Raw genomic sequence first — 21,893 nt, forward strand, 5'->3', positions numbered from 1 at the left:
ACTCCTGAGGACTCCTAACTTAACCATTCTATGGCTGTTTAACCGGATTTGATATGACTCGGTCCTCCTGTACGTCGCCAATCCGGCGGCTTCCCCACCTGACTCCTAATAAATAGCCTAGTTATTTGTAGCAAACATTTATCAAATTAATACTATACCTCAATCATAGAAATAATTTGGCTTTTGACCTTTCATATTAGACTTTTGGTTTATACTATAGAACTGTGCTCAAGCACTAATTTCATATAAACTGTGCATTGATTCATACCACTAGGAGAACATCGTAAACAAAAATGGAAATAGGTCAGAAAGTAAAAGTAAAAGGTATCAAACAACAACCTATACCACCCGCAAATATAATTGACCAACTGAAGAAAAATCCAATTGGTACAATAAAAGAATTCAAAATGGTAGACGGTAGTGGAATCGGCTTTTGGGTCGAATTTGAAGAAAACATAGGTACTTGGTTTTTTGAAGAGGAATTAATACCTATCTCTTAACAGATGCTATAGCAGAAGGAAGAAGGCAGAAGGCAGAAGGCAGAAGGCAGAAGGCAGAAGGAAAAATCTGGCATTGTCTGAGTTTTCAGCTTTTGATATGTCCTCTTCTTTCCTTCGACTGCTATAAAATTAGAGAATTAGGGATAATACCAATATAGGAGAAAAAAGTATTACTTATAATATAAACTCCTATCATAAGTTACTTATCCCTATTAGAGCGGGAGCAAGATGCTCCCACTATCTATACCATGACAATGCACTAATACCAAACATTGTAGGGTGGACAGATATGAAAGATATCCAGCCATAAATCCCTACAGCTACAAATTTTAGTTAACTTGAGGTTCCGAAGCTTTCAATTCACAAACCATTCCAGAACAAGCGGGGTCTTGAGGTCCCATCTCTGGCAACTCACTAGCTAACACATAACCATTCATCAGCTCGGAAAAATTATCGGACTTGCGACGACGCAATACATCCTCTTGCATTTTTTCATATTCCTCCTGAGATATGCGTTCAAATGGCAACCGGGGGAAAGGTGCATCAAACCGCGCTAACAACGCTGAGGAAATATAACCCTCGTCATCACGAATTGCTTCATAAATACGTTTGCCAAGAGGTTCAATTTCTGCTTCCGTTAATAAAATGGTGCTACTGCTGTTATGAGTTGTCCAATGTTGTTGTACTCCCATGTAAAAGTCAAACATCGCAGTAGCGCTGAACTTCTCAATGGTAATCTCTTCAACCCCAGGTAAATCTATCCAAGATACCTGTACTGGAATTTCTACTAACCATTCTTTAGCCCGATCGTCAAAAGGATCGTTCAGTAAATTTCCATTTTCATCTTTGCTTGACTGCCCTGGAATTACAGAATAACCATAGTCAAGACAAGCTAATGCTACGGGGTCATTTTTGGCAAAAGTAATGCGTCGCACCCACCGCAACCCAAAAGGTGGATGCCAACCGGGAGCAGCGTTTGTTAACAGAGACTTAGTGCCACTAGGTTGAACTGTTGTACAACGGTTTGGACGTTTGAGGTTGTGGTGATCGCAATAATCCCACACTACCTGATGTACTATTTCGCGCCAACGGGTTAAATATTCTGCTTCCTGTTGTTTAAACTCTAGACCTTGAATTGTTGCGGGACGACCTGCTTGCCACCAACGCAACCATTCAATGCCAAAAGCTTTTACAAAAAAGTCAAATAAACCAGTAAAAGAAACACCTACAATAGGGTCTAATTCTCGACTAGAATTATAGCGAGGTTCGAGGAATTTATGGTTTAGTAAAGTTGCCACAGAAAGGGCGCCAGCAGTAAAAGCTTCCTCCTGTTCTTTATGGTTATTTGGGTCAATTTGATTCAGATGAATTTCTGACAAGTTGCAGTGGAAGTTAGAGCCAATTATTTCTCCACAATTGTGAGTTAAACAACCATTAGCAATGAAAGAATTAGTTAAAGGAACGTGCAAATCATAAACAACTTCTTCTCCAAATTCTTCAACTTTTTTCACCTTTGAAGTAAACTTAGAATTAATAGTTGACTCACAATAATTAGGCAATGGTTTTTTTAACCATTTTTCAGCTTTAATATTCTTACTTGGCGATAGTGGAAAGCCGATTAATTCTTGAAATAAATTGAAGTTAAAAGTAGAGATAAATAATCCATAACTGCCTCGATCTAAGCTAATTTTCTCAGTTCCATCAACAGTTGTATAAGGAACACCTCTGTAACCTTCTTTCCTAATTAATCTAACTGTACTAATAATTCCTAAATTAGATAGAATCAATTGAATTTGTTGGAGTAGTTTTTCCGAAACCATGGCTAATTTAATTCTTATGGAATCTTTATCTACTGTGCCATCTGCACTAAAAATTCCTTGTAAAAAGCCAATTAAAACTTCCTGAGATTGACTCAGAAAATTATTAGGAAGTTCTTCTTTTCCGACTATATCTAAATCGGCAAAAAACTTTTCTAATTTAGGAGATTGAGTTCGGAATTCATAGACTCCTTTATGCAGTGTAGTTACATATTCTCTTCCTGTAATTGATGCAACCGCTTTGCCTACAATATTGTTGGCAGTTTCATACTCATCTTGGTTAAAAACAAACCCTTTAGCAAAGTGGTCTTGCTTCCTTCCATGACCATTACTACGAGCTTTTATCCTAACATTATATCCATCTCCATACCACCAACCAAGCATTTGAGCTTGAGCAACAGAAATAGTACCTTTGCCAAAATAACCTGCTCCTCTCTGAACATAAATATTGTCATCATTAGTTAAATCTTGAGTGCTAACCCAACCTCGACTCGTAAAATGTTGATGGTCTGCTGTACATCGCATTTGCATTCCATTAGTCAGCATAATTTTGTAGGTAGTTTTAACTCCCGTCGCAAAAGCGATCGCATCCGTTAACTTCACACCAGATAAACCGACAGAACGCAAATCCACCAATGCTTTAAACTGTTTACCTACCAAATCCTGAATCGGAATTAACCCTTGGTCTGTAGAAACTAAAGTATCCCCAGAATGGCAAGGATTTAACCCTAATCTTGCTAACCGATGTTCCAGTTCATCATTACTAATATTTGGATAGTGTTCTTGAAACCATTTTTTAGCATTATTTTCTCCATAAGCGTTAATAAAATCACTCTTTATTTCTGGGGTTGAAAGTAGATCGCGATTAGCACGAGCAACTGCTTCACCTGCCCACTGAATAGCACCTTCACCAGAATAAAACTGTTTTCTCACTGCCTCAACACATTCTTCTAATGTTGGTTTGTGATGGAAAACATGGGTGTGATTTGCCATTCGCAGAGCATCTCTTTCTGGATCAATTCCCCAGTTACCGTTTTCATCTTGTCGCCAGAGATTATCCTTCGCTACAGCAAACAGGCGATCGCTACTATTGCCCTGCCTCATTCCGGCACTGTTCGCTACTAAAATTCCCTGACAAACAAATTCATGGATACTGGCAACTTCAATATCATAAGTTGATGCTTCTGTCACATCCATCTCAACTTTTTTCACTTTTACCGGAATCAAATCTGTAGCATCGGCGATAAAGTTCTTGACAGTGCGAACCATCATCTGCTTGCGATTATTCCAATCAAAAGTATTCACTGAAGGTTGAGCCATTTCCCAGGGAAACCCGTGATCGTGGAAAAATTTAGGGCGATTACGTTTTTGCACTGGAAACTGAGTAGAGTAAGTCATCATTACTTTTTCTACTGCTTCAAAAGCACTCTCTCCTACAGTTACTAACTCACCTTCCCACTTTCCAGTTCGCTTGCGCACCGAACCACACAATCTCGTGGTGATTCCTAAAGATGCGTATAATGCTTGCACCTGTTGCAGAAAATCTTGGTAAACAGAAGCTACCAGTACGCCCTGAGAATGACAACCATCTGCGTCTGCTAAACCAGCTAAATAAGCTTGACGAATTTCTGTTGTTCCCATCAGAATACAGTCAGGAATCGTAATAGAAGTAAATGACTGTTTAAACTGTGAAAGATATTTATTCAGAATGCTGCTATTTAACTGAAGTTCATAAGCTTTGGTTTTACATTGTTCTGGGGTTCTCAGTGTATGTGTTTCCAAACCAAATTCTTGAGCAACATTAATCAGTCGTTCCAGAATTTCCGGACTATCCTGGGGAACCCAAAACCTGACTTGCCATCCATCTGAAGCAACCGATCCATCTCCATGCAAATATCCCAGAAAATAAGCAACCTCATTGGTAAGAGCAGGTACTGTTATTGCTTTAGCACCATGGGAGGTTACACCTTTTAACTCAGGGAGTTCGGTGGGAGTACCAGGTATTGCTTGAGGCACAAAAATCAAGCGATCGCCCTCTTGCAAGTCTTTAGCTTTTATCATTTTATAGTTACCATACAAATCTTGCAGCACGGCAACTTTATGATCGGCAGTACATTCAAAATATCCGTCTTCTGTTTGAATGCGACATAAAGACTGAGTACCCTGGTTGAAAAAATTTGTCACAGGGTAAAATCCTTTGCTGGTTAAGACGCGATCGCCTATCCGAATTTTTTCAATGGGTACTAACCCTGATGCTGTATGTACTAAAGCACCTTCAGGTAAACAGCGGCGAATATTTCCGGCGACAATTGTGACTGCTGCTTCGTCAATTAGCAGGCAACACTCCACAGAATTTAATTGCCGCCCAATTGCTTGATTTAAAATATTCCCACAACGTTGATACAAGTCTGGCAATTTCACCGGGTTGGCAACACCACCAAATCCTTTTAACTGTTCTCCCGCAGGTCTAACATCGCTCAAATCAATAATGACTTTGACTTCACCGGAAAATCGTTCATCGGTTGACAATTCTAACAAAGCTTGATATGAACCTACCCAACCTTGACGACTGTCTCCAACATAAATTTCTACCTGGTCTCCATCAAATTTTAGTTCTGTCAACTCCCGACGTAATTCAGCAGGAGTAGAACCAATTTCACCCCGCAATATCAGATTTAAGTGATTTCTAATTGGTGGCAGTTGATTTATATAATCTCCTTCTAATACTGCTCCAGTACCGCAACCCATCATTGCTAAGTCCATTAATAGACCAAAGGCACGCCAGTCCATTATATTTGTGGACGAACAATTGTAGGCCCCCGAAAAATTTTGTGGTTGTGTAATCCATTCTGTGCCACCGACCCACAACCAACGGCCAGAGGACATGGCTTTTAGTTGACTTTGCATCCGATACAGTAAGTCCGTTTCTTCCGGGGTAAGTTGACCTAATTTTCTCAGGCCATTAATTGTGCGATCGCATACTTCGACCCAAGTCTCACGGCCATTTTCTGTTTTACGGCTATAAGTTCGATAAAATACTGGATTAGCAGTGGGAGCTGTTTCTGGGAACTCCCTATGATCTACTTTTTCTAGTTCTCGTACCATAGTTAAATAGAAAATAGAATTTTTTGGAAATAAGCAACAAATTACGAGTGTAGCGATTTTTTATATATAGCGTCAAATTTTTGACAAATTTACCAAATTACTCTATATTTTGCGTTTTTTGTTTTTAGAGGTGGAATTAGAATTGAACTAGAGTTTAACTAGAGTTAAAAGTACGAGTAAAACACTATAAAAAAACTGTTTGCCTGGCATGACCCAGGAAATACTTACCTGTAATAACTGAATCCTTACCAAGATATTAAACAAGGTACTGTATATGTTTGAGAAAATCTTTTCTTTTAAGAATAAGTATAAAGTCAGTATGACAATTTTTATATTTATTCTTTCCCTGATTATTATTCTCACTTTTAATTCAGAAAAAACTGTCTCTCAAGACATAAATCTAACTGTCTCAGAGAAAGTGATGAAAATGGAAGAAAGGCTAAAAAAAGAATTTGAGGCTTATTTTGATCGAGATTTTTCTAAAGTTTCAAAAACTGGTGATGATATTGCTAAAAAATTGTTAGAAATTAGCCAAACAAGTAATATAAAACCAGCCGTATTTTGGGCGATACCCGAACCAGAATATTTACATTTAGTCTTTATTTATCCTGGAAAAAAACCTCTAGTTAAAGACCTTGATTTTATCAAATACGAAACCCTGATTCAAGCAGTTAAATTATTTCAAAATGAAATCACTAATCCTCAGCTGCTTTTTGCAGACTTTTACTTAAATCAGGCTCAACAACTCTATGAATGGATTATTAAACCCTTTGCAGCAAATCTCCAAGCAGAAAAAATAGACACAATATTGTTTTGTTTAGGAAAAGGTTTGCGTACTCTACCAATAGCCGCATTACACGATGGAAAAAAATTTTTAGTAGAAAAATATAGTCTGGCAATTATTCCTGCATTTAATTTAATTGATTCTAATTATACTCCCATTCAAAAAGCTAGAATTTTAGCCATGGGGGCATCAGAATTTCAGACACAAAAGTCTTTACCAGCAGTTCCAGTTGAACTCTCAACAATTGTTGATGAAAACCTGACAGAAAGTATCTCACCTCAAAATATTTCTCAAGGTTGGCCTGGAAAATTATTTCTCAATCAGGAATTCACTTTAGAAAACTTAAAAAATCAACTTTCCTCTCAATTTTTTAATATTATTCACTTAGCAACTCATGCAAAATTTCAGCCTGGAAAACCTGAAAATTCTTACATTCAATTTTGGGATACTCAACTCCATTTAGACAAAGTAAAAGAGATTGCTTGGAACACTCCTCCGGCTGAATTATTAGTCTTAAGTGCTTGTAAAACTGCCGTTGGAGATCGAGATGTGGAGTTAGGTTTTGCTGGATTAGCTTTAGAAGCAGGAGTTCAGTCTGTATTAGCAAGTTTGTGGTACGTTAATGATATTGGAACTTTAGCCTTAATGAGTGAATTTTATGAACAGTTAAAAACAGCACCAAGTAAAGCTGAAGCAATTAGACAAACTCAAATTAAAATGATTCAAGGAGATGTATTGCTCAGGAATGAAAGATTAAAGTTTTCTAGAGGTGAAATATCTTTACCTGAGAGTTTACAAGGATTGGGAGAAATTAACTTTTCTCATCCTTTCTATTGGTCAGGATTTACTCTTGTTAGCAGTCCTTGGTAATAATTAATAGGGAATAGGGAGGGAATAGGGAGGTAATAGGGAGAATATAAATAAAGATATGTGTACCTCATTAGTCTGAGAAGCGCTATATTGATTTTAGGTGTTGTGAATCAAGCTATTAAATCTAAAGTTGTCAAATATAAAATGCTTTTAAATAATGAATTAATTATCAACTAATAAATAATTATCCATTGTTCATTATCCATTAATAAAGGATGTTAAAAAAGTGAGTTTGATTATTTCTGATGAAATCATAAAAGCTAGTAGGTTGTCAGAGGATGAACTGTTAATTGAGATTGTTTTGTTGCTCTTTCAGCAGGAAGAAATTAGCTTGGGAAGATCAGCACAATTATTAAATATGTCGCAGATTCGTTTTCAAAAGTTGATGGCAGAGCGTGGTATCGCAATTCATTATAATGTGGCATAATTGCAGAAAGATATTCAACATTTGAAGGCTAAGGGGTGGTTATGATTGTTTTCAACAATTAATAATTAATAATTATAGCGTACCTCATAATCAACTTAAAATCTCCCTTTTCAACCCCTTTAAAATAGCCAAAACTGTCACTAAATCATCCCCTCGTCTTAAGCTAAACTCATCAGACAAAGCATACTCAAACTGCTCTCCTTTTACCAACTTTAAAAAGATAAAATTACTGCCATTAGTCACCAGTCCAAACAAAGACTTATCTGCATGATCACTTCCCAACATATAAGCTAAACATTGAGGAATACCCACCTCTAAAGAAAACCCTGATCGCTTAGACTCAATAACCAAAACCCAGAAGCGGTCTTGTAAGACCAAAACATAAATTCTACCCCGAAGAATTAACCCTTTATCTCTCTCTTCAATCTCTATAGAACTCTCCGCAGTAGTATAAAAAGGAGGTAAAAAAACCCGCTAAATCTAATAAAGGAGACACTACCACCATTTTAACCATATCTTCTACCATGGGACGCATCGCTAAATTAAAATAATTATTTTTAACCCGATGCAATTGTTGTTTTTCCCTTTGATTAATCTCTGGTAAATTATCTTGCCATTCCCTAAAAAAAGCAGGATTTTCACTCAATTTAAAATTAAATTTATCTATCAAATCATAAAGCGTAACTCGTTCTGCTTGTATTGTTTCTGTCATAATACCAGTTTGATAAATCTTTGCTACAAATATTTAGGTTACTGCTATTGAGTCAGGAGACAGGAGTCAAGAGTCGTATGGGGATAGGTTTGATACCATTTTTTATGTAGTAATTTATATCATGTTCCCCCCGAGGGGGAGCTACGCTAACGGATAATCAGTTATAAATAAAATTTAAGGACTGATAGTACCGACAGTACCAAAGAAATACTGAAATTATCAATACTATTCCTCCAATATTTCCTCCTGACTCCTGACTCCTGACTCCTGACTCCTGACTCCTGACTCCTGACTCCTTAAATCACTTCAGATTTTCCAATTTAATCCTTGGGTCTACAGCTTTCAACAATAAATCAGCCAATAAATTACCAATAATTAACATCAAAGCACCCATCATTAAACTTGCCATAACTAAATATAAATCCTGATTTCTTACTGCCTCTAAAATCAAAGTTCCTAAACCAGGCCAATTAAAGAAATATTCAGCAATAAACGAACCACCTAATAAACTGGCAAATTCAAATCCCAATAATGTGATTAAAGGGTTAATGGCATTTCTCAAGGCATGAACATAAATTACTCGATTCTCCGGAAGACCTTTAGCTCTTGCCGTTTGAATATAATTTTGTCGCAAAACATCTAATAATTGCCCCCGCATTAACCTCTGTAAACCAGCAAAACTGGTAATGCTTAAAGCAACAGTTGGCAAAATTATATGCCAACCCATATCTAAAATTTTACCCACAAAAGATAGCTCATCATAATCGATACTTTGCATTCCTCCCACTGGTAATAAAGGAGAAAGATTTTGAGCTAAAAATAATAATAATAGAGCAGTAATAAAACTAGGAAAACCTTGACCAGTGTAACTAATTAATTGGAGAAAACGGTCTAAAAAACGGTTTTGATTAACTCCAGCAATAATACCAAGAGGAATAGCGATCGCCCAGGTCATTATTAAGGAAGAAATTGACAAAACTAAAGTAGCTGGTATTCGCTCCAATAATAGATCGGCCACTGGTTGTTGAAAGACAAAACTCCTACCAAAATTGCCACTGGTAATAATTTGTGTTAGCCAACGTAAATATTGTTCTAAAGGCGACTTATCTAAACCAAACTGTTGCTCAAGTTGTTTAATAGTATCTTGAGAAATTTGAGGATTTTGACTTAAAGTATCTATATAACTACCTGGAGCTAACTGAATTATGGCAAAACACAGAGCAGATGCGAGAAATAAAGTCAAAATTGCTTGTAATAATCTCTTTAAAACATAAGCAAAAGTTTCACTGGCAATTAATTGTTTTAGTTTGCTATACTTCAATTTTTTATCCATTAACTTGCGGAAGAAAGAAGGAACAAGGAAGAAAGCTTTAGTTATCTGAGGAAAAAGGGGTTTATATTCGGATAATTACTGATAATAAAGTTTTTGTTTGTAGTTGGGCTTTAGCCCTTACAATAGTTATAGTAGACTCCCTCCACTAAGTGTGAGGTACACCCCGAAGCTGGCAAGATGCCTACTGTTAAAGGCAAAATCTAACGTTGCCTGAATTTTACAGCGCTTTTGCTAAATAACTAAAACCTCACTGCCAATGCTATATTGCTTGTATTTTATAGTCAATTAACGGAAATTATACTTAGCTTCTGACTTCTAATTTTCAATTAATATTCGATCAAACTAACAATTGGCACTTCAGGCAACTTCTGACGCCCACCCAAGTCTTTTAACTCAATCACAAAGCCAAACCCTACTAAATTACAACTTGCTTTTTCAATTAATTGAGCTGTAGCTGCTGCCGTACCACCTGTAGCTAATAAATCATCAATTACTAAAACCCTACTGCCTGCTGCCATGGCATCTTGGTGCATTTCCAACGTATCTTGGCCATACTCTAAATCGTAAGTAACTGAATATACTGCTGCTGGTAATTTTCCCGGTTTGCGGACTGGTACAAAACCTACATTCAACTTATAAGCTAAGGGGACACCAAAAATAAAACCCCGGGATTCTATACCCACTATATAGTTTGGTTGAAATTCTAAGCATTTTTCTGCCAAAATGTCAATAGTATAATGTAAACTTTCTGGGTCACTGAGAAGGGTCGTAATATCTCGGAATAAAATTCCTGATTTGGGAAAATTAGGAATTTCGCGAATTAAATTTTTTAGGTCCATAGATTTTAGTCAAAAGTTATAAGATTTAGATAAATTCAAAAAAATTCCTCAGTGGGAAAAGTATATCTCTAAATGTAGACCGGAGTTTCTATTGACATTAATGATGCTGTTTAGACTGATTACAAAATCTATAATTGGGTGTTATTCTTGATAGTAATTAATATTATTTAGTTATATTGACATTTTTACCAAAATATTATAACGAAGTATTGAATATTGGCAATAAATAAAGTAATGGAATTGAACACTGCCCCCATTCCGTCCACACCATTAATATTGAAGAATTTACCAGATATACCTCTCCCCGATAATGGGTGTCCTCGTAGAACTAAAACCCAAATTGATTTAATTCTTTTGGCAGTTGAAGCTTTGCAACTTGGAGGAGCAGAAGTTATGCTCAAAGTTGTCAAAGACCTAGATCTACAAGGGATTATTCCAAATCGGGTTTCTTTGTGGCGACTGCGTAGTACAAATCCCCTACGTCTGAATAGTCAACGTCGTCCCTTGACATTGAATGAGGCCAAAGCTTTAGTGATTATTACTGGTCATTTGGCTAAACGTTTAACTGTTCCGATTCGGAAACTTTTGTTTGACTACCAGCAGTTAAATCAAAAACAGTTACCAATAGAAAATCATTTACAATTATCTTTTTATTTAGAACAGTTTAGAGCACATTTTCGCAGTCGTATGAACCCCAGGCGGTCTGGTGTAATGGCCTACAATTCAGAGGAAAAGTTAAATCAACTAGGATTAGAGTTATTGGGTAAATTATTATTCTGTACTGGTACAACGGGTATGCAAAGGTTTTGGATTAGTCTGTTTGATGGGGAAGTAAGTTAAAAGGGAGAACAGGCAACAGGCAACAGGCAAAAGGGAGAAATATAAGAATTGATTTGATTTTTGATTTTTGGAGATGTCTATTAACTTGAGAAAGTGAGTTAGTAGTTCTGGAGAGACCCCAAAATGTCAGGCACAATTGATTAAATGTGGTAAGGTCTACCGTTAATACTTGTGGACAATATACTGCCGATGGCTTTGGATAAAGCAGTAGGGAAGTTAATTAAAATATCTGTATAGCAGAAGAAAGAAGGAAAAGGCTTGCTTTGTCTGAGCTTTGAACTTTTATATGTCCTAACCTTTCCTTCGACTGCCATACAATAAAAATGTCACTTTTTGCGAGCTATAGCGTTTTCAAATGAGATGTCTAAACAAGAGTTGGTTATTTACTATAGTCATTCCAGTTAAGATTGAGACAAAGGTTTCTTGCCTTGAAAGAGTTTCAGCTGAAAAAGTGTTTCAGTCTTATTCAGAATGACTATAACAGTAAAAAATCCGGCAAACCTTCTTAACCTGTTGCCAGATGAGCTGTTGCCTGTTACCTAAAAGCGACCAAGTTTTTTTTACGCAACTCAAATGAAATTACTATATTGTATTAGTTTTAATTTTATGGAGCAGAAGTGCAATGACGATTCAACGTCAGTACAGCTTGCCTAACTGTAAGTTGATTTTGCAAGGTTTGAGTGAAACTGGAAGTCCTAATTTAAGTCAAGGGCAGGTATTATCTATTTTGACCAATGCTGAATGTCAGATTCAAGGCCAAGAGCCATCATTAACTGGGGGACGAGATTTTTTTGAAAGCTTGGTCAGACAAGTCAGTAGTTATGCCCAAGAATTTCTCAGTGGAATATCTTTGCCTAGACACCAAAGTGATAGTCAAGAATTGGTGCATTTACAAAGAATAGATACTAATCTACACAGATTGACAGTTTTTGAGGGCAATGTTCAAGATCAAAAACTTGGAATAATTGTTGATTTAAACACAGTCCAACTATTTGATTTGGTTGAGGCGGTGGACCAGTTTTTTGCTGATTCTTTGACTTTACCTGGTTTCTCTCTGGCAGTAAGACCCGTGTCTCGAAAAGATGCAAAATTAGGAGAACCTGTAGCTCAGAAAGTTATACCTGCTGCTGTGGGAATGTCTGGTTTGGCATTAGCTAGTCTGGCCTTATTCTTTGTCCCTATTCCAGAAGTACAACGTCCTAAAGATCCTCAACCACAGTCAAATGAAAGTATTAATAATTTAGAGGCATCTCCTAACAGTACTTCAGAACCTGGTTTTAATCCTACCCCCACACCTGAAGGTTTGGACTCATCACCGAATGCTACTATTAATTCATCAGATGAAGTGGATGGGGTAGATACTTCTGAACAGACGCTGACTCAAGAAAATTCAGAGACATCTTTGAGTGCCAGTTCCAAAATTACTGACCAAGCAGAGATTGAACGATTAGAGAATTTACTCTCTGAAAAAATTAATAATGCTTGGACAATAGGAGTCAACGAAGCTTTGATTTATCGTGTCACAGTAGCTTCAGATGGTTCTATAATTGGCTATAAGCCCATAAATCCAGCAGCTGCTGATGAGGTAGATAAAATTCCTCTGCCAGATTTGCTAAATAAGCAAGCATTAGGTGAGGAGAATAATCAATCTATAGTTGAGTTTAAGGTATTGTTTCAAGAAAATGGTTTATTGGAAGTAGAGCCTTGGTAACTGAAGAAGGCAGAAGGCAGAAGGTAGAAGGCAGAAGGTATCTACTCTACCCCCTTTAATGAAGTCAGAATTCAGAAGTCAGAAGTCAGAAGTTATTTTTGTAACGGGGATTTGAGCAACCCTCCAAAAATATTTCGCCATTTCCCGGCGGGGTTGCGCGACCCATATTATTTTAATAAGAAACTTCTGAAAATTTTGTGGGGAGCAGGGGAGCAGGGAGCAGGGGAGAAGGGAGCAGGGGAGAAGGGAGCAGGGGAGAAGAGAGAAAGAAAAAATTTGGCTAAGTAAAACTACTTAAGTTTTCAAAAAAATTTACTTTTCAATACATGATTTTTGAGGAAAAAGCCTCTCAAACATGAACACATAACTTGTTTATTTTGTCAAGCAAGTTATGTGTGAAGAAAGATGTTTATAAAGCATAGGACTTTCCTACGGAATGCTGCGCAAACAGGCACAGGTACTGATAACTGATAACTGAAATGATAGTGAGGTATTCAACCCACAAAAGACAAAGATAAAGTTATACTCCGGTATTATGTCTTATGTCTCAAATTCAGTTTTTGAGGTAGTATCAAATCAGAATAATCAACGAATGGGAAAACCGTGAGTAAATCTTCTCCCGACCGGACTCCTAATACTAGGTCTCCGGGAATGGTTTTGTTAATACTATCCTTAATATTTCGATTTTTGCTGCTGATGGTAACTAGCGGTTTTTCCTGGGTTTTGGGAATGGCGATCGCTTTTCAATATCCTTCTACTTCCCAAGATATACCCATCTCAGAAAAATTACTCCGTGGTGCTAGAAGTATAGTATCTCAGAAAAAGTTACCTCCATCCTCAAGGTCTACTCCCGCATCTACCCCAGAAATTATTACGCCTCAAGTTGAACTGACTGAGGTACAAAAACAGGAACTACAAACAGAGCTTCAAAAGTTACAAACACAGTTAAATAGTTTAATTGGTCGTACCAGGAATTTAGAAAATCAACTGGGTGTGAGAAAATTAGATGGAAATTTAGAGGCAAGATTGGACTTAATAGCTCAACAGTTAGCTTTGCCTATATCTGATCGTCAGAATCAAGAAGTAATAAGTAAGCCTTCTCAGCCAGTTTTTAGTGAAAAGACAATGATGGTTACTCTTCCTAGTGATGTTTTGTTTGAGTCTGGTAGTAATACAATTCGTTCTGAGGGAAGGTCAATTTTAGATAATTTAATTGGTGAATTGAAAAATTATCCAGAAATGACAATTAGTGTTTCTGGTCATACTGATAATCGAGGTAAAGTCAAGGTCAATCAGGAAAAATCATTTTTGCAAGCAGAAAGAGTAGCAGAATATTTCTCAAAAAATATGGGCGATCGCTACCGTTTTTTGGTTATTGGTTATGGAGAATCTAGTCCTATAGTAGAAAATAATTCTCAAACTAATCGGCAACGTAATCGTCGGATTGAGGTGAAAATTCATAAAAGATAAGGAAGAAGGAAGAGGGAAGAGGGAAGAGGATTAACGAAGTCAGAAGTCAGAAGTCAGAAGTCAGAAGTTATTTTTTTAACGGGGATTTAACAAAAATATTTCGTCTTAAAAGGCGAGTTTTTAGACCCAATTATTTTGATAAAGAATTGATAATTTGGCGTTGGTGATTTTGGCTATGATTGTGCTTTAATGGCAGTTGCCTAACTATTAACTTAAAAGCATTTTATATTTGCAAAATTTAGGTTTCATAGCTTGATTAACCAACGCCTAATGGATAAAAATTGCTTTTATTTTCAGAAGGAAGAGGGAAGAGGAAAAAATCTGGCTTGTCTTACTTTTAAGCTTTTTTCTTCCTTGTCTTCATTATCTAGTCACAACCAGAAAATAAAAAATCTACCAAAGTTAGTATTTTAGGTGCATACATAATTGGGCAGAAAAATCATTCTTAAAATTCTTACTCCTACCTCCTCTAAATTCCCCTAACTCCTGTCTCCTGTCTCCTGTCTCCTGTCTCCTGTCTCCTGTCTCCTGTCCATGTTTTCCAGCTTTAGCAAGCAGCAGTATTGTCTGATTCAGTATTATCAACTTCAAAGCGATCAGCATTAGGTAACTCTCTCTCTACTCGCCGTAACTCTGGAGTACGATAGGCGACTAATACTGCCCCAATATTCAATAGACCCATTAATACAAATAATAAAGCCATTCCCCGGCCATCTCCAACTCCAATAATTCTGCCTACGCTACTTGCTAACATTCCATTTTCACTCATCAATGGTTTAAACATAAACTCGACTAAAGGTGCTGCACTTAAATGAGTAATTACTAATAAAGACTTTTCGATCATATTTTGCAAAGCAAAAACTCGTCCTTGTAAATCTTGAGGTACTTTTTGTTGCCAAATAGTATGATTCAAACTAACAATAACTGCCCTAGAAAATAAATAGCCAAAACCACCAATTGCAGCTAATACTACAGCAGTTTTAAATCCTCCTAAACATAAACATAATCCCTGAATAAATGCAAAGATTAAAATTCCTTCTATTCGACGCTTAGTACCTCCCCATAAACTTACTGCGACACTACCTAACAACATTCCAATGCCACTAACAGACATTACTATTCCTAATTCTTTTTCAGATGCAAAACTTAATACCATCGGCAAGAATAAAACTTGCAATACTCCCGCACTTAGATAAATAACACCAAAGAATATAGTTAACTTCCGTAAACCAGAACGTATCACTACATAATTCCAACCTGAAATAACTTCCTGCCATAACTCTTCAATACTTACTCTACGTCTGGTAATTTTCTTTTCTCTTCTGGGGAATTTGATACTCAATAGAGTCAGCAACCCAAACAGATAAGTACCAAAATCTACTAATAATACTCCGTGAAGATGGATTTTAAGAATCAACAATCCCGCTATACTTGGACCTAATATTCTTGATGTTGCTATTGCACCTTGTACCATTCCATTTGCGCGACTCAGGTGTTGTATTGGTACAAGTTGAGGGATAGCAGAGGTATAAGCTGGCCATTGAAAAGCGTTGCAGACGGAACTAATACCTACTGCTATATAGATATGCCAAACTTGCAGTTGCCCGGAGAAGACCAATAACATTATTGCTAATGCTGTTACTCCGGTGATTGAGTCACTGACAATCATTACCCTACGACGACTCCAGCGGTCTACCATTGCACCAGCAAATGGTGAAATGAAGAGACTAGGTAGATGAATGAATAAGGACAACAGAGCATAATGAGTAATTGAACCTGTTGTTTGATAAACCCATACTGCTAGAGCGAATTCACTCAAACTAGAACCGAATAGGGAAACAATTTGTCCCAACCATATAAATAAGAATGTTTGCATAACTTTGAGTTGCTAGAGGGATGAAAATAGAGTGGAACAGCATTGATTCAGTTGACTTTAACAGGAGTTAATTATAACTTTAACAGGCTAAATTTATCAGATTAAGTATGTTTTAATCTGTCGATTTTTTTTATGACTGCTACAGCTATTAAAAGTTTCTTTTTTACCAAATTGATTAATTTTTTTGCTGACTATTTAAGTATAGTTACCTAATTAAGTTAATAACTCAAATCAGGGTGCATCTCTGTAAAAATTTATCGCTTTTAGGGAACAGAGAACAGGCAACAGGGAATATATAGGAAAAAAGTATTTTGGCAAATATGAGATGCACCCTCAAATTATGTGGTTTATTCGGCTTTTTAATTAATAGCATCTCTTGGTATCTCTATTTACTTTAACTGGATATTTTTTAACTAGCTTAAAGATTATATTGTCTTAATCTTTTTATTAGTAAGTTGGATGGCATATTTTTTGCAATACTATTGTTTAAGGTAATCTAAGAAGTATTGTTGCAAAATACACAAAAAAATATAGAAAATTCCATAGAGTTTTCAGGATATTATTTTGAGAAAAACAATCAGAATGTTATTTAAGTAGGTGGGTTTAATTCAAGGTAAAAAATTGTTGGAGCAGGTTTAACTGAAGGCTTTGACTTCAGCGTGATCGAGTTCTAAAAATCTGCTCTCTGTGCTTTCTAATACCATTTATCAAAAACTTTTCTACATTTTTTTGAGTAGGGGAGTGGATAGGGGTGTTGCATACAACGTCTCTACAGGGATAAGTAAACATATAGCGTTTCTAATTTTAAGTAGTTTCTGCTTGAGATTTTCTTCTATTAGCTGTTCCCTGTTTCCTATGAGAATTGTTATCAGTGGTTAAAGCAAATTAATTGTATATTTGATGGTCTGATGATTAACTTAAATAAGTAGGAAAAATAATTTTTAGATTGACATTTTTAGGACAAACATATATTTGATTTCCTGTTCCTTATTCCATGTTCCCGACTGATACCATTTCTCTATGAAGTTGCGCTGAATAAAAGATAACAGCTATTAGTAAAATTCAGGTTTTGGTAAAAATTATTAAGCGCATTGTTACAGAGAAATGGTATGACAAATGTTAAATTAATTTTGCACAGGTACTTATCTTGGTAGTCCTGCTCGCGTAATGGTATACAGCAAAAAGGAATACCTGGCACGGGAGCAAGATGCTCCCACTGCTTTTATCTTTTATCCTTGTCAAATAATTAGAATACACCACCACCAAATCAAAGAAGCAAAAGTTGATAGCTGATATGCTTCATTACTAATTTTTATCTTTTTCCTTTAGGTTTAATACCCTGCACCTCATAAGCGATGTTTACAATTGATCGGGGTTTTATCAAAATAATATGGGTTGCTCAACCCCACCTTTTAAGGCGCAATATTTTTGGCACCTTGCTCAAATCTCCGTTACAAAAATAACTTCTGACTTCTGACTTCGTTAATCCCTATCCACTTTTTCCTTTTTTCTTCTTCCTTTTTCCTCCTTACCAAAAAATTTTGGTTGAAAGCCTCCTCTTTTCAGAGGATAAAAAGAAAAATTTTCCTTTGAGTCAATCCTCTCCCTTAAAAAGAAGAGGTAATTCTAAATTCTAAATTCTAAATTCTAAATTCTTGAATTTTTCCTTCTTCAGAAGATTTGAGTAATTTGCTCTTGCCAAATTTTCACGAGGTTAGCTACTGCATTATCCCAACTATATTTAACAACAGATTCTTTGGCATTAATACCCATTTGAATCTGTAAATTCTTATCTTCTATTAATAGCTTCAATTTCTCACAAAAATTTTCCTGATTTCTGGGTGTAAATAATAAACCATTCGATCCATCTTGAATATTTTCCACGACTCCTCCTGCTTGAGGAGCAATTACTGGAATACCTGCGGCAAAAGCTTCTAATACAGTTAAACCTCTGGTTTCTTTTTCTGAAGCAGTGACATGAAAATCGCTATTTTTCAAAATATTAGGTATATTCTCTGGAGGTACTCTACCTAATAAATATACATTTTTTGTCAGTTTAGTTAATCTATTTAATATTTCATCGCGCATCGGACCATCACCAACAATTATGATGGCAATATTTTCTAGATTTACTAATTGCTGAAGTTTGACAAAAGCATCTAAGGTAAATTGCCAACCTTTATCTTCGGTTAATCTGCCTAAAAAAACTATTTTTACTTTGTTGGTTAAATCAGGGATTTGATAATTTGATTCCCAAAAATTAGCTGTTTTTCTCGCTGACTGAAATTTCTCCACGTCAAAACCATGAAAATTGGTATATTTAACATTCTTGATACCCATATTCACAATTTTTTCATAGGTAACGCTGCTAGAAACCAAAGTTAAGTCATATTGGTTGTAAATAGAGACAAAACTTTTTTCAAAGATTAATTTCAACATCAAGTTAATCCCTTTTGGCAAAGGTAAGAAATCTTCAAAATAGTCTAAAAAATTAGTTCTGAAAGTACAAACACAGGGAATTTTATGTTGTTGAGCAAATTGGATGCCAGCTAAACGAAAAAAAGCAAAAAATAATCTTTCTGGTTCATCTACATGAATAATTTCTGGCTGAAATTTTTCTAATTCTTGGCGGACTATTTTATAAGTGTTAAATCCTACGTTTCTTTCAAAATCTAGGAATGGCGTACTCGGTAAATTAATGATTTGAACTCCAGGAAAAATATTACCTGTATAATCTTTCCAATTAGGATACAAATGAGCGAGGGGACTATAGTCTGGACAAAACAATAAAACTTGATGTCCGAATTGACTTAATTTTTGGACTCGGTAAAAGCCACTGACAGTTACTCCATCTAATACAGGTAAAAATCCAGAGGCAATAATGGCAATTTTCATAAATTAAAGAAGAAGAAAGAAGTAAGAAGGAAGAAGTAAGCTAAATCTTAAGTTTCTGCTAATTATTGTTCAAAAAGAGATTCTAAATTACGATATCCACTAACTACTCTCACAATTTGAACACCATTATCTATTAAACGATAGTTTAGGTTTGTTAAAGTCAAAAGACCTCGATTACTATGAAGATCAAAAAGAACTTTTCAGGGAACATTGTTTAAGCTGCCTCAAATCCTTAGATATTGATAATTCAGATACCTACAAGCTAGAAAATAAACTTCTATAATTTTTAGCCCCTATCCCATATCTAAAAAAAATTGAGGCTATTTACAGATAATATTAAACTTACATACAAAGTTATTAAAAATGATTAACATAAATAAAAGTACAGAATAATCAAAGTTTGTTTTTCTACTTTTACTTTAGTTAAAAAAAGTAGGGTGTGTTAGGAAGTTTAGTTGCAAAAATATAGATGATTTAGCAAAAATTTCAGCCGTAACGCACCGCACTTATAAATTGATAAAGTTTGGTTTCTTTTTATCATATTATTGTTTCTGATTTAATTTGGCTTAAAAAATTGCCTCAATTTCTTCTCTGTCAATTTCTGATGGTTGAGGATACTTAAAATTTTCCGTTTTGCGACTCATTAACAGTTTCAATCCTTGGCTAAATTTTTCTTCATCATTGCAATTTTCTGAAAGATATTGACGAATTTCTTGATTATTCATTTGCGAAAGTGATTTGTTCATATTTCAAAATCCCAATTCCATCTTGGTTGATTACAATTTCTAAACCATCATTCATTCAGGCTAAAATGTAAATTATTTTTAGTTTTTGGTCATAACGAAATAAATTTATGGATTGATAAAGATTAAGTAAGCATTCAGCCGTCAGCTATCAGAAGAGTGCTTTTAGTCAGTGATAAAAGCAATATTTAATTGAGAAACGAAAAATATGACTACAAAAGTCAGCTCCAAAGTCTATATTTATTTAAACTCCATCCTTAAACACAAAATGTTATTGCTGAGAGCTGATGGCTAATTGCTGAATGCTTACAAGATTAGATAGTAACGGACAAATAAAAATTGCAGTTTCTTTTTGTTTATCTGTGGGCAATAATTAACTCCTTATTATTAAAGCAGGGTGTTACCTTTGATTAACAAACTCTACTTGACTGACACTTTAGCTAACCTAGTAAACCCTTAAGCTTTATTAGTAGTTTGGTTTTAAATAGATAGTAAATTATCGCGGACTTCTTCGATTAGCCTTTCTGTTGCTTCTGGATCTTCGGCTAACTTCCAATAAAACCGATGCTTTTTGTTTAACATCATCTTGATTTGTCCAAATGGGAAACCTAGCCCTATGCTGAATGTAATAAAGAGGGCTATAGGAAATGTTATGGGCATCATCTTTTCCAGACGAGAATATGCGTGTGGAGCTCCTGGGTAACCTTTGAAAGCCTGTATAGCCCAATGTATTTTTTCCTCAATGATTTTTCTATCATCATTCATATACCTGTGACATAAAGCTATCAGCAAACAGATGTATATATCTTTATATTGCCATTCAATGTATTGTCCTATATTAAATGTTATAGAAAATCCATTGAAACTGTCCATAACAGAAATCGCAGAACGCTTAAACAATTCATGTGCACTTTCGAGATGCACTAATGCACGATTAAGAGCTTTTCCCTGATCGGCAGATGAATCTAAATTATTAAAAATATGTGACGCTGCAATTAACTCTGCATCCCCAACCTCTGAGAGAACTTTGCCTAACACATCACCTTCAATAAATTGTTTCAGTGCTGGTAAAGTTCTAGATACTGTCAGGAGATTTCCAAAAGACAAGAAGTCAGACATAAGCTTTTTTCTGAACCTATAGATTTGAATTATTTTGTATAGAAATATGTGTACTCTAGCTTGTAATTATATCCTACTTTGAAAGTAGGGTTATTTAGGGAATTTAGTTGAAAAAAATAGATAATTTAGAAATATTTTGAGTCGTCACACACCTGATATATTTAAAATAGTTTTTTTTCTTTTTATCGAGAGTTTTGGTTAATAATGGTTTAGTTTTTTTTGTAGATATATAGTAGGTTAAATTTCATTAACGCACTATACTAAACTACCTAATCAAAAAAAATCACCAAATAATTTCCTGCATCAGTTGTCCTTCATTAAAAGCTTGACACTTAGCTTTTTAAAACTCTTTTTATGCTTATTAAATATCTCTAATTTTTTCTGTTCTATATCGTTATCGCAGGCTATTTCTTGACATCTCCATTCAATTTTCTTGATATTCTGGATAAATTTCATCTACCACTTCTAAGATTTTCAGAAAAGTTATTATTGTCATTATCTTTTTTCCCTTTTCCATCATCTTATTATGTCTCTTATGATAATTTCAGATTTATCAAAAGTTTTACTTATTAATCTAAGCTTTTCTTATAGAACATTTTAAAGATTGTCATCAACCTCTGACAAAAATATGACAAAAAATCGTCAAAAATCCTGAAACTCCTAAACATAGTTTCAATGGTTTCAGCCTTATTTTCCAAATTATGTGATATAATATACTTAGTGTATAATGTATAGCCATTTTATTACCTAATCAAATTTTAACGCCCGAAACACCTATAATTCCGTTGTTTAAACCAGCGATCGCCTCATTTTCGTTTGAGGATAGCGATCTAATTTTTCCAACTTCCTCTA

General features: G+C 35.4%; 19 protein-coding genes. 8 read left to right on the forward strand and 11 right to left on the reverse strand.

Annotated elements, in window-relative coordinates; translation table 11 throughout:
- Nucleotides 1-293 precede the first annotated feature (293 nt).
- A complete protein-coding gene (gene petP, locus D5R40_RS05635) occupies nucleotides 294-500 on the forward strand; it encodes a cytochrome b6f subunit PetP (protein WP_124145194.1) in 207 nt (68 codons plus the stop codon).
- 329 nt (nucleotides 501-829) lie between these two features.
- Here the strand turns inward: petP and nrdJ are convergent, their stop codons facing one another.
- Entirely contained in the window at nucleotides 830-5,422 is a 4,593-nt protein-coding gene (gene nrdJ, locus D5R40_RS05640) for a ribonucleoside-triphosphate reductase, adenosylcobalamin-dependent (protein ID WP_124154336.1), read from the reverse strand.
- Between the two features lie 319 nt (nucleotides 5,423-5,741).
- Here nrdJ and D5R40_RS05645 point away from each other — a divergent pair, with 319 nt between their 5' ends.
- Both D5R40_RS05645 and D5R40_RS05650 read left to right on the forward strand, forming a co-directional pair.
- On the forward strand, nucleotides 5,742-7,076 hold the full coding sequence (locus D5R40_RS05645; protein ID WP_240041548.1) for a CHAT domain-containing protein: 1,335 nt from the start codon (nucleotides 5,742-5,744) through the stop codon (nucleotides 7,074-7,076).
- A 226-nt stretch (nucleotides 7,077-7,302) separates the two neighbouring features.
- On the forward strand, nucleotides 7,303-7,503 hold the full coding sequence (locus tag D5R40_RS05650) for a UPF0175 family protein (RefSeq protein WP_124145196.1): 201 nt from the start codon (nucleotides 7,303-7,305) through the stop codon (nucleotides 7,501-7,503).
- Nucleotides 7,504-7,593: 90 nt separating this feature from the next.
- On the opposite strand, the gene D5R40_RS41865 is transcribed toward D5R40_RS05650, so the two are convergent.
- The 4 genes from D5R40_RS41865 to D5R40_RS05665 all read right to left on the reverse strand — a co-directional run bounded on the left by D5R40_RS41865 (nucleotide 7,594) and on the right by D5R40_RS05665 (nucleotide 10,387).
- A complete protein-coding gene (locus tag D5R40_RS41865) occupies nucleotides 7,594-7,881 on the reverse strand; it encodes a hypothetical protein (RefSeq protein WP_338043189.1) in 288 nt (95 codons plus the stop codon).
- 43 nt (nucleotides 7,882-7,924) lie between these two features.
- Nucleotides 7,925-8,215, reverse strand: a complete 291-nt coding sequence (locus D5R40_RS41870) for a hypothetical protein (protein WP_287286689.1) — start codon at nucleotides 8,213-8,215, stop codon at nucleotides 7,925-7,927.
- A 301-nt stretch (nucleotides 8,216-8,516) separates the two neighbouring features.
- Nucleotides 8,517-9,548, reverse strand: a complete 1,032-nt coding sequence (locus D5R40_RS05660; protein WP_124145197.1) for an ABC transporter permease — start codon at nucleotides 9,546-9,548, stop codon at nucleotides 8,517-8,519.
- A gap of 326 nt (nucleotides 9,549-9,874) precedes the next feature.
- Complete coding sequence (locus D5R40_RS05665; protein ID WP_124145198.1) at nucleotides 9,875-10,387, reverse strand: adenine phosphoribosyltransferase; 513 nt, start codon at nucleotides 10,385-10,387, stop codon at nucleotides 9,875-9,877.
- A 234-nt stretch (nucleotides 10,388-10,621) separates the two neighbouring features.
- On the opposite strand from D5R40_RS05665, the gene D5R40_RS05670 reads away from it, so the two are divergent.
- From D5R40_RS05670 to D5R40_RS05680, 4 genes are all read left to right on the forward strand, one after another.
- Entirely contained in the window at nucleotides 10,622-11,227 is a 606-nt protein-coding gene (locus tag D5R40_RS05670) for a DUF3038 domain-containing protein (RefSeq protein WP_124145227.1), read from the forward strand.
- A gap of 622 nt (nucleotides 11,228-11,849) precedes the next feature.
- Nucleotides 11,850-12,938, forward strand: coding sequence for a DUF4335 domain-containing protein (locus D5R40_RS05675; RefSeq protein WP_124145199.1), 1,089 nt, complete (start codon nucleotides 11,850-11,852; stop codon nucleotides 12,936-12,938).
- Nucleotides 12,939-13,049: 111 nt separating this feature from the next.
- On the forward strand, nucleotides 13,050-13,226 hold the full coding sequence (locus D5R40_RS34665; RefSeq protein WP_161564936.1) for a hypothetical protein: 177 nt from the start codon (nucleotides 13,050-13,052) through the stop codon (nucleotides 13,224-13,226).
- A 315-nt stretch (nucleotides 13,227-13,541) separates the two neighbouring features.
- Complete coding sequence (locus tag D5R40_RS05680) at nucleotides 13,542-14,408, forward strand: OmpA family protein (protein ID WP_240038964.1); 867 nt, start codon at nucleotides 13,542-13,544, stop codon at nucleotides 14,406-14,408.
- Nucleotides 14,409-14,810: 402 nt separating this feature from the next.
- Here D5R40_RS05680 and D5R40_RS34670 read toward each other — a convergent pair whose 3' ends face one another.
- Together D5R40_RS34670 and D5R40_RS05690 are read right to left on the reverse strand one after the other, a co-directional pair.
- Nucleotides 14,811-14,999, reverse strand: a complete 189-nt coding sequence (locus D5R40_RS34670) for a hypothetical protein (RefSeq protein ID WP_205127609.1) — start codon at nucleotides 14,997-14,999, stop codon at nucleotides 14,811-14,813.
- Nucleotides 14,956-16,284 (reverse strand): MFS transporter, encoded by a 1,329-nt coding sequence (locus D5R40_RS05690; protein WP_124154337.1) that lies wholly within the window; start codon nucleotides 16,282-16,284, stop codon nucleotides 14,956-14,958. The genes D5R40_RS34670 and D5R40_RS05690 overlap by 44 nt, the downstream gene beginning before the upstream one ends.
- 1,167 nt (nucleotides 16,285-17,451) lie before the next feature.
- On the opposite strand from D5R40_RS05690, the gene D5R40_RS40810 reads away from it, so the two are divergent.
- The gene (locus tag D5R40_RS40810) at nucleotides 17,452-17,577 is read left to right on the forward strand and encodes a hypothetical protein (RefSeq protein ID WP_275670382.1); all 126 of its coding nucleotides are present in this window, start codon (nucleotides 17,452-17,454) and stop codon (nucleotides 17,575-17,577) included.
- Nucleotides 17,578-17,955: 378 nt separating this feature from the next.
- Here D5R40_RS40810 and D5R40_RS05695 read toward each other — a convergent pair whose 3' ends face one another.
- The 4 genes from D5R40_RS05695 to D5R40_RS05710 all read right to left on the reverse strand — a co-directional run bounded on the left by D5R40_RS05695 (nucleotide 17,956) and on the right by D5R40_RS05710 (nucleotide 21,041).
- Nucleotides 17,956-19,179 (reverse strand): glycosyltransferase, encoded by a 1,224-nt coding sequence (locus D5R40_RS05695; protein ID WP_124145202.1) that lies wholly within the window; start codon nucleotides 19,177-19,179, stop codon nucleotides 17,956-17,958.
- 566 nt (nucleotides 19,180-19,745) lie between these two features.
- Nucleotides 19,746-19,925 carry a DUF6887 family protein gene (locus tag D5R40_RS05705; RefSeq protein ID WP_124145203.1) on the reverse strand — a complete coding sequence of 60 codons (180 nt, stop codon included), beginning with the start codon at nucleotides 19,923-19,925 and terminating at the stop codon, nucleotides 19,746-19,748.
- A gap of 55 nt (nucleotides 19,926-19,980) precedes the next feature.
- The gene (locus D5R40_RS42445; protein ID WP_375339370.1) at nucleotides 19,981-20,070 is read right to left on the reverse strand and encodes a DUF6888 family protein; all 90 of its coding nucleotides are present in this window, start codon (nucleotides 20,068-20,070) and stop codon (nucleotides 19,981-19,983) included.
- A 332-nt stretch (nucleotides 20,071-20,402) separates the two neighbouring features.
- Complete coding sequence (locus D5R40_RS05710; protein ID WP_124154338.1) at nucleotides 20,403-21,041, reverse strand: hypothetical protein; 639 nt, start codon at nucleotides 21,039-21,041, stop codon at nucleotides 20,403-20,405.
- Between the last annotated feature and the right edge of the window lie 852 nt (nucleotides 21,042-21,893).

The sequence above is a fragment of the Okeania hirsuta genome (assembly GCF_003838195.1).
In the GTDB taxonomy this organism is placed as follows: Bacteria; Cyanobacteriota; Cyanobacteriia; order Cyanobacteriales; family Microcoleaceae; genus Okeania; species Okeania hirsuta.

Bases quoted from the DNA above. Each gene is read 5' to 3' on its own strand.
- D5R40_RS05695 (WP_124145202.1), bottom strand. From the start codon at position 19,179: ATGAAAATTGCCATTATTGCCTCTGGATTTTTACCTGTATTAGATGGA.
- D5R40_RS40810 (WP_275670382.1), top strand. From the start codon at position 17,452: ATGGTATACAGCAAAAAGGAATACCTGGCACGGGAGCAAGATGCTCCC.
- D5R40_RS41870 (WP_287286689.1), bottom strand. From the start codon at position 8,215: ATGACAGAAACAATACAAGCAGAACGAGTTACGCTTTATGATTTGATA.
- D5R40_RS05665 (WP_124145198.1), bottom strand. From the start codon at position 10,387: ATGGACCTAAAAAATTTAATTCGCGAAATTCCTAATTTTCCCAAATCA.
- D5R40_RS05670 (WP_124145227.1), top strand. From the start codon at position 10,622: ATGGAATTGAACACTGCCCCCATTCCGTCCACACCATTAATATTGAAG.
- D5R40_RS05660 (WP_124145197.1), bottom strand. From the start codon at position 9,548: ATGGATAAAAAATTGAAGTATAGCAAACTAAAACAATTAATTGCCAGT.
- D5R40_RS05710 (WP_124154338.1), bottom strand. From the start codon at position 21,041: ATGTCTGACTTCTTGTCTTTTGGAAATCTCCTGACAGTATCTAGAACT.
- D5R40_RS05690 (WP_124154337.1), bottom strand. From the start codon at position 16,284: ATGCAAACATTCTTATTTATATGGTTGGGACAAATTGTTTCCCTATTC.
- D5R40_RS05645 (WP_240041548.1), top strand. From the start codon at position 5,742: ATGACAATTTTTATATTTATTCTTTCCCTGATTATTATTCTCACTTTT.
- nrdJ (WP_124154336.1), bottom strand. From the start codon at position 5,422: ATGGTACGAGAACTAGAAAAAGTAGATCATAGGGAGTTCCCAGAAACA.
- petP (WP_124145194.1), top strand. From the start codon at position 294: ATGGAAATAGGTCAGAAAGTAAAAGTAAAAGGTATCAAACAACAACCT.
- D5R40_RS05675 (WP_124145199.1), top strand. From the start codon at position 11,850: ATGACGATTCAACGTCAGTACAGCTTGCCTAACTGTAAGTTGATTTTG.
- D5R40_RS05705 (WP_124145203.1), bottom strand. From the start codon at position 19,925: ATGAACAAATCACTTTCGCAAATGAATAATCAAGAAATTCGTCAATAT.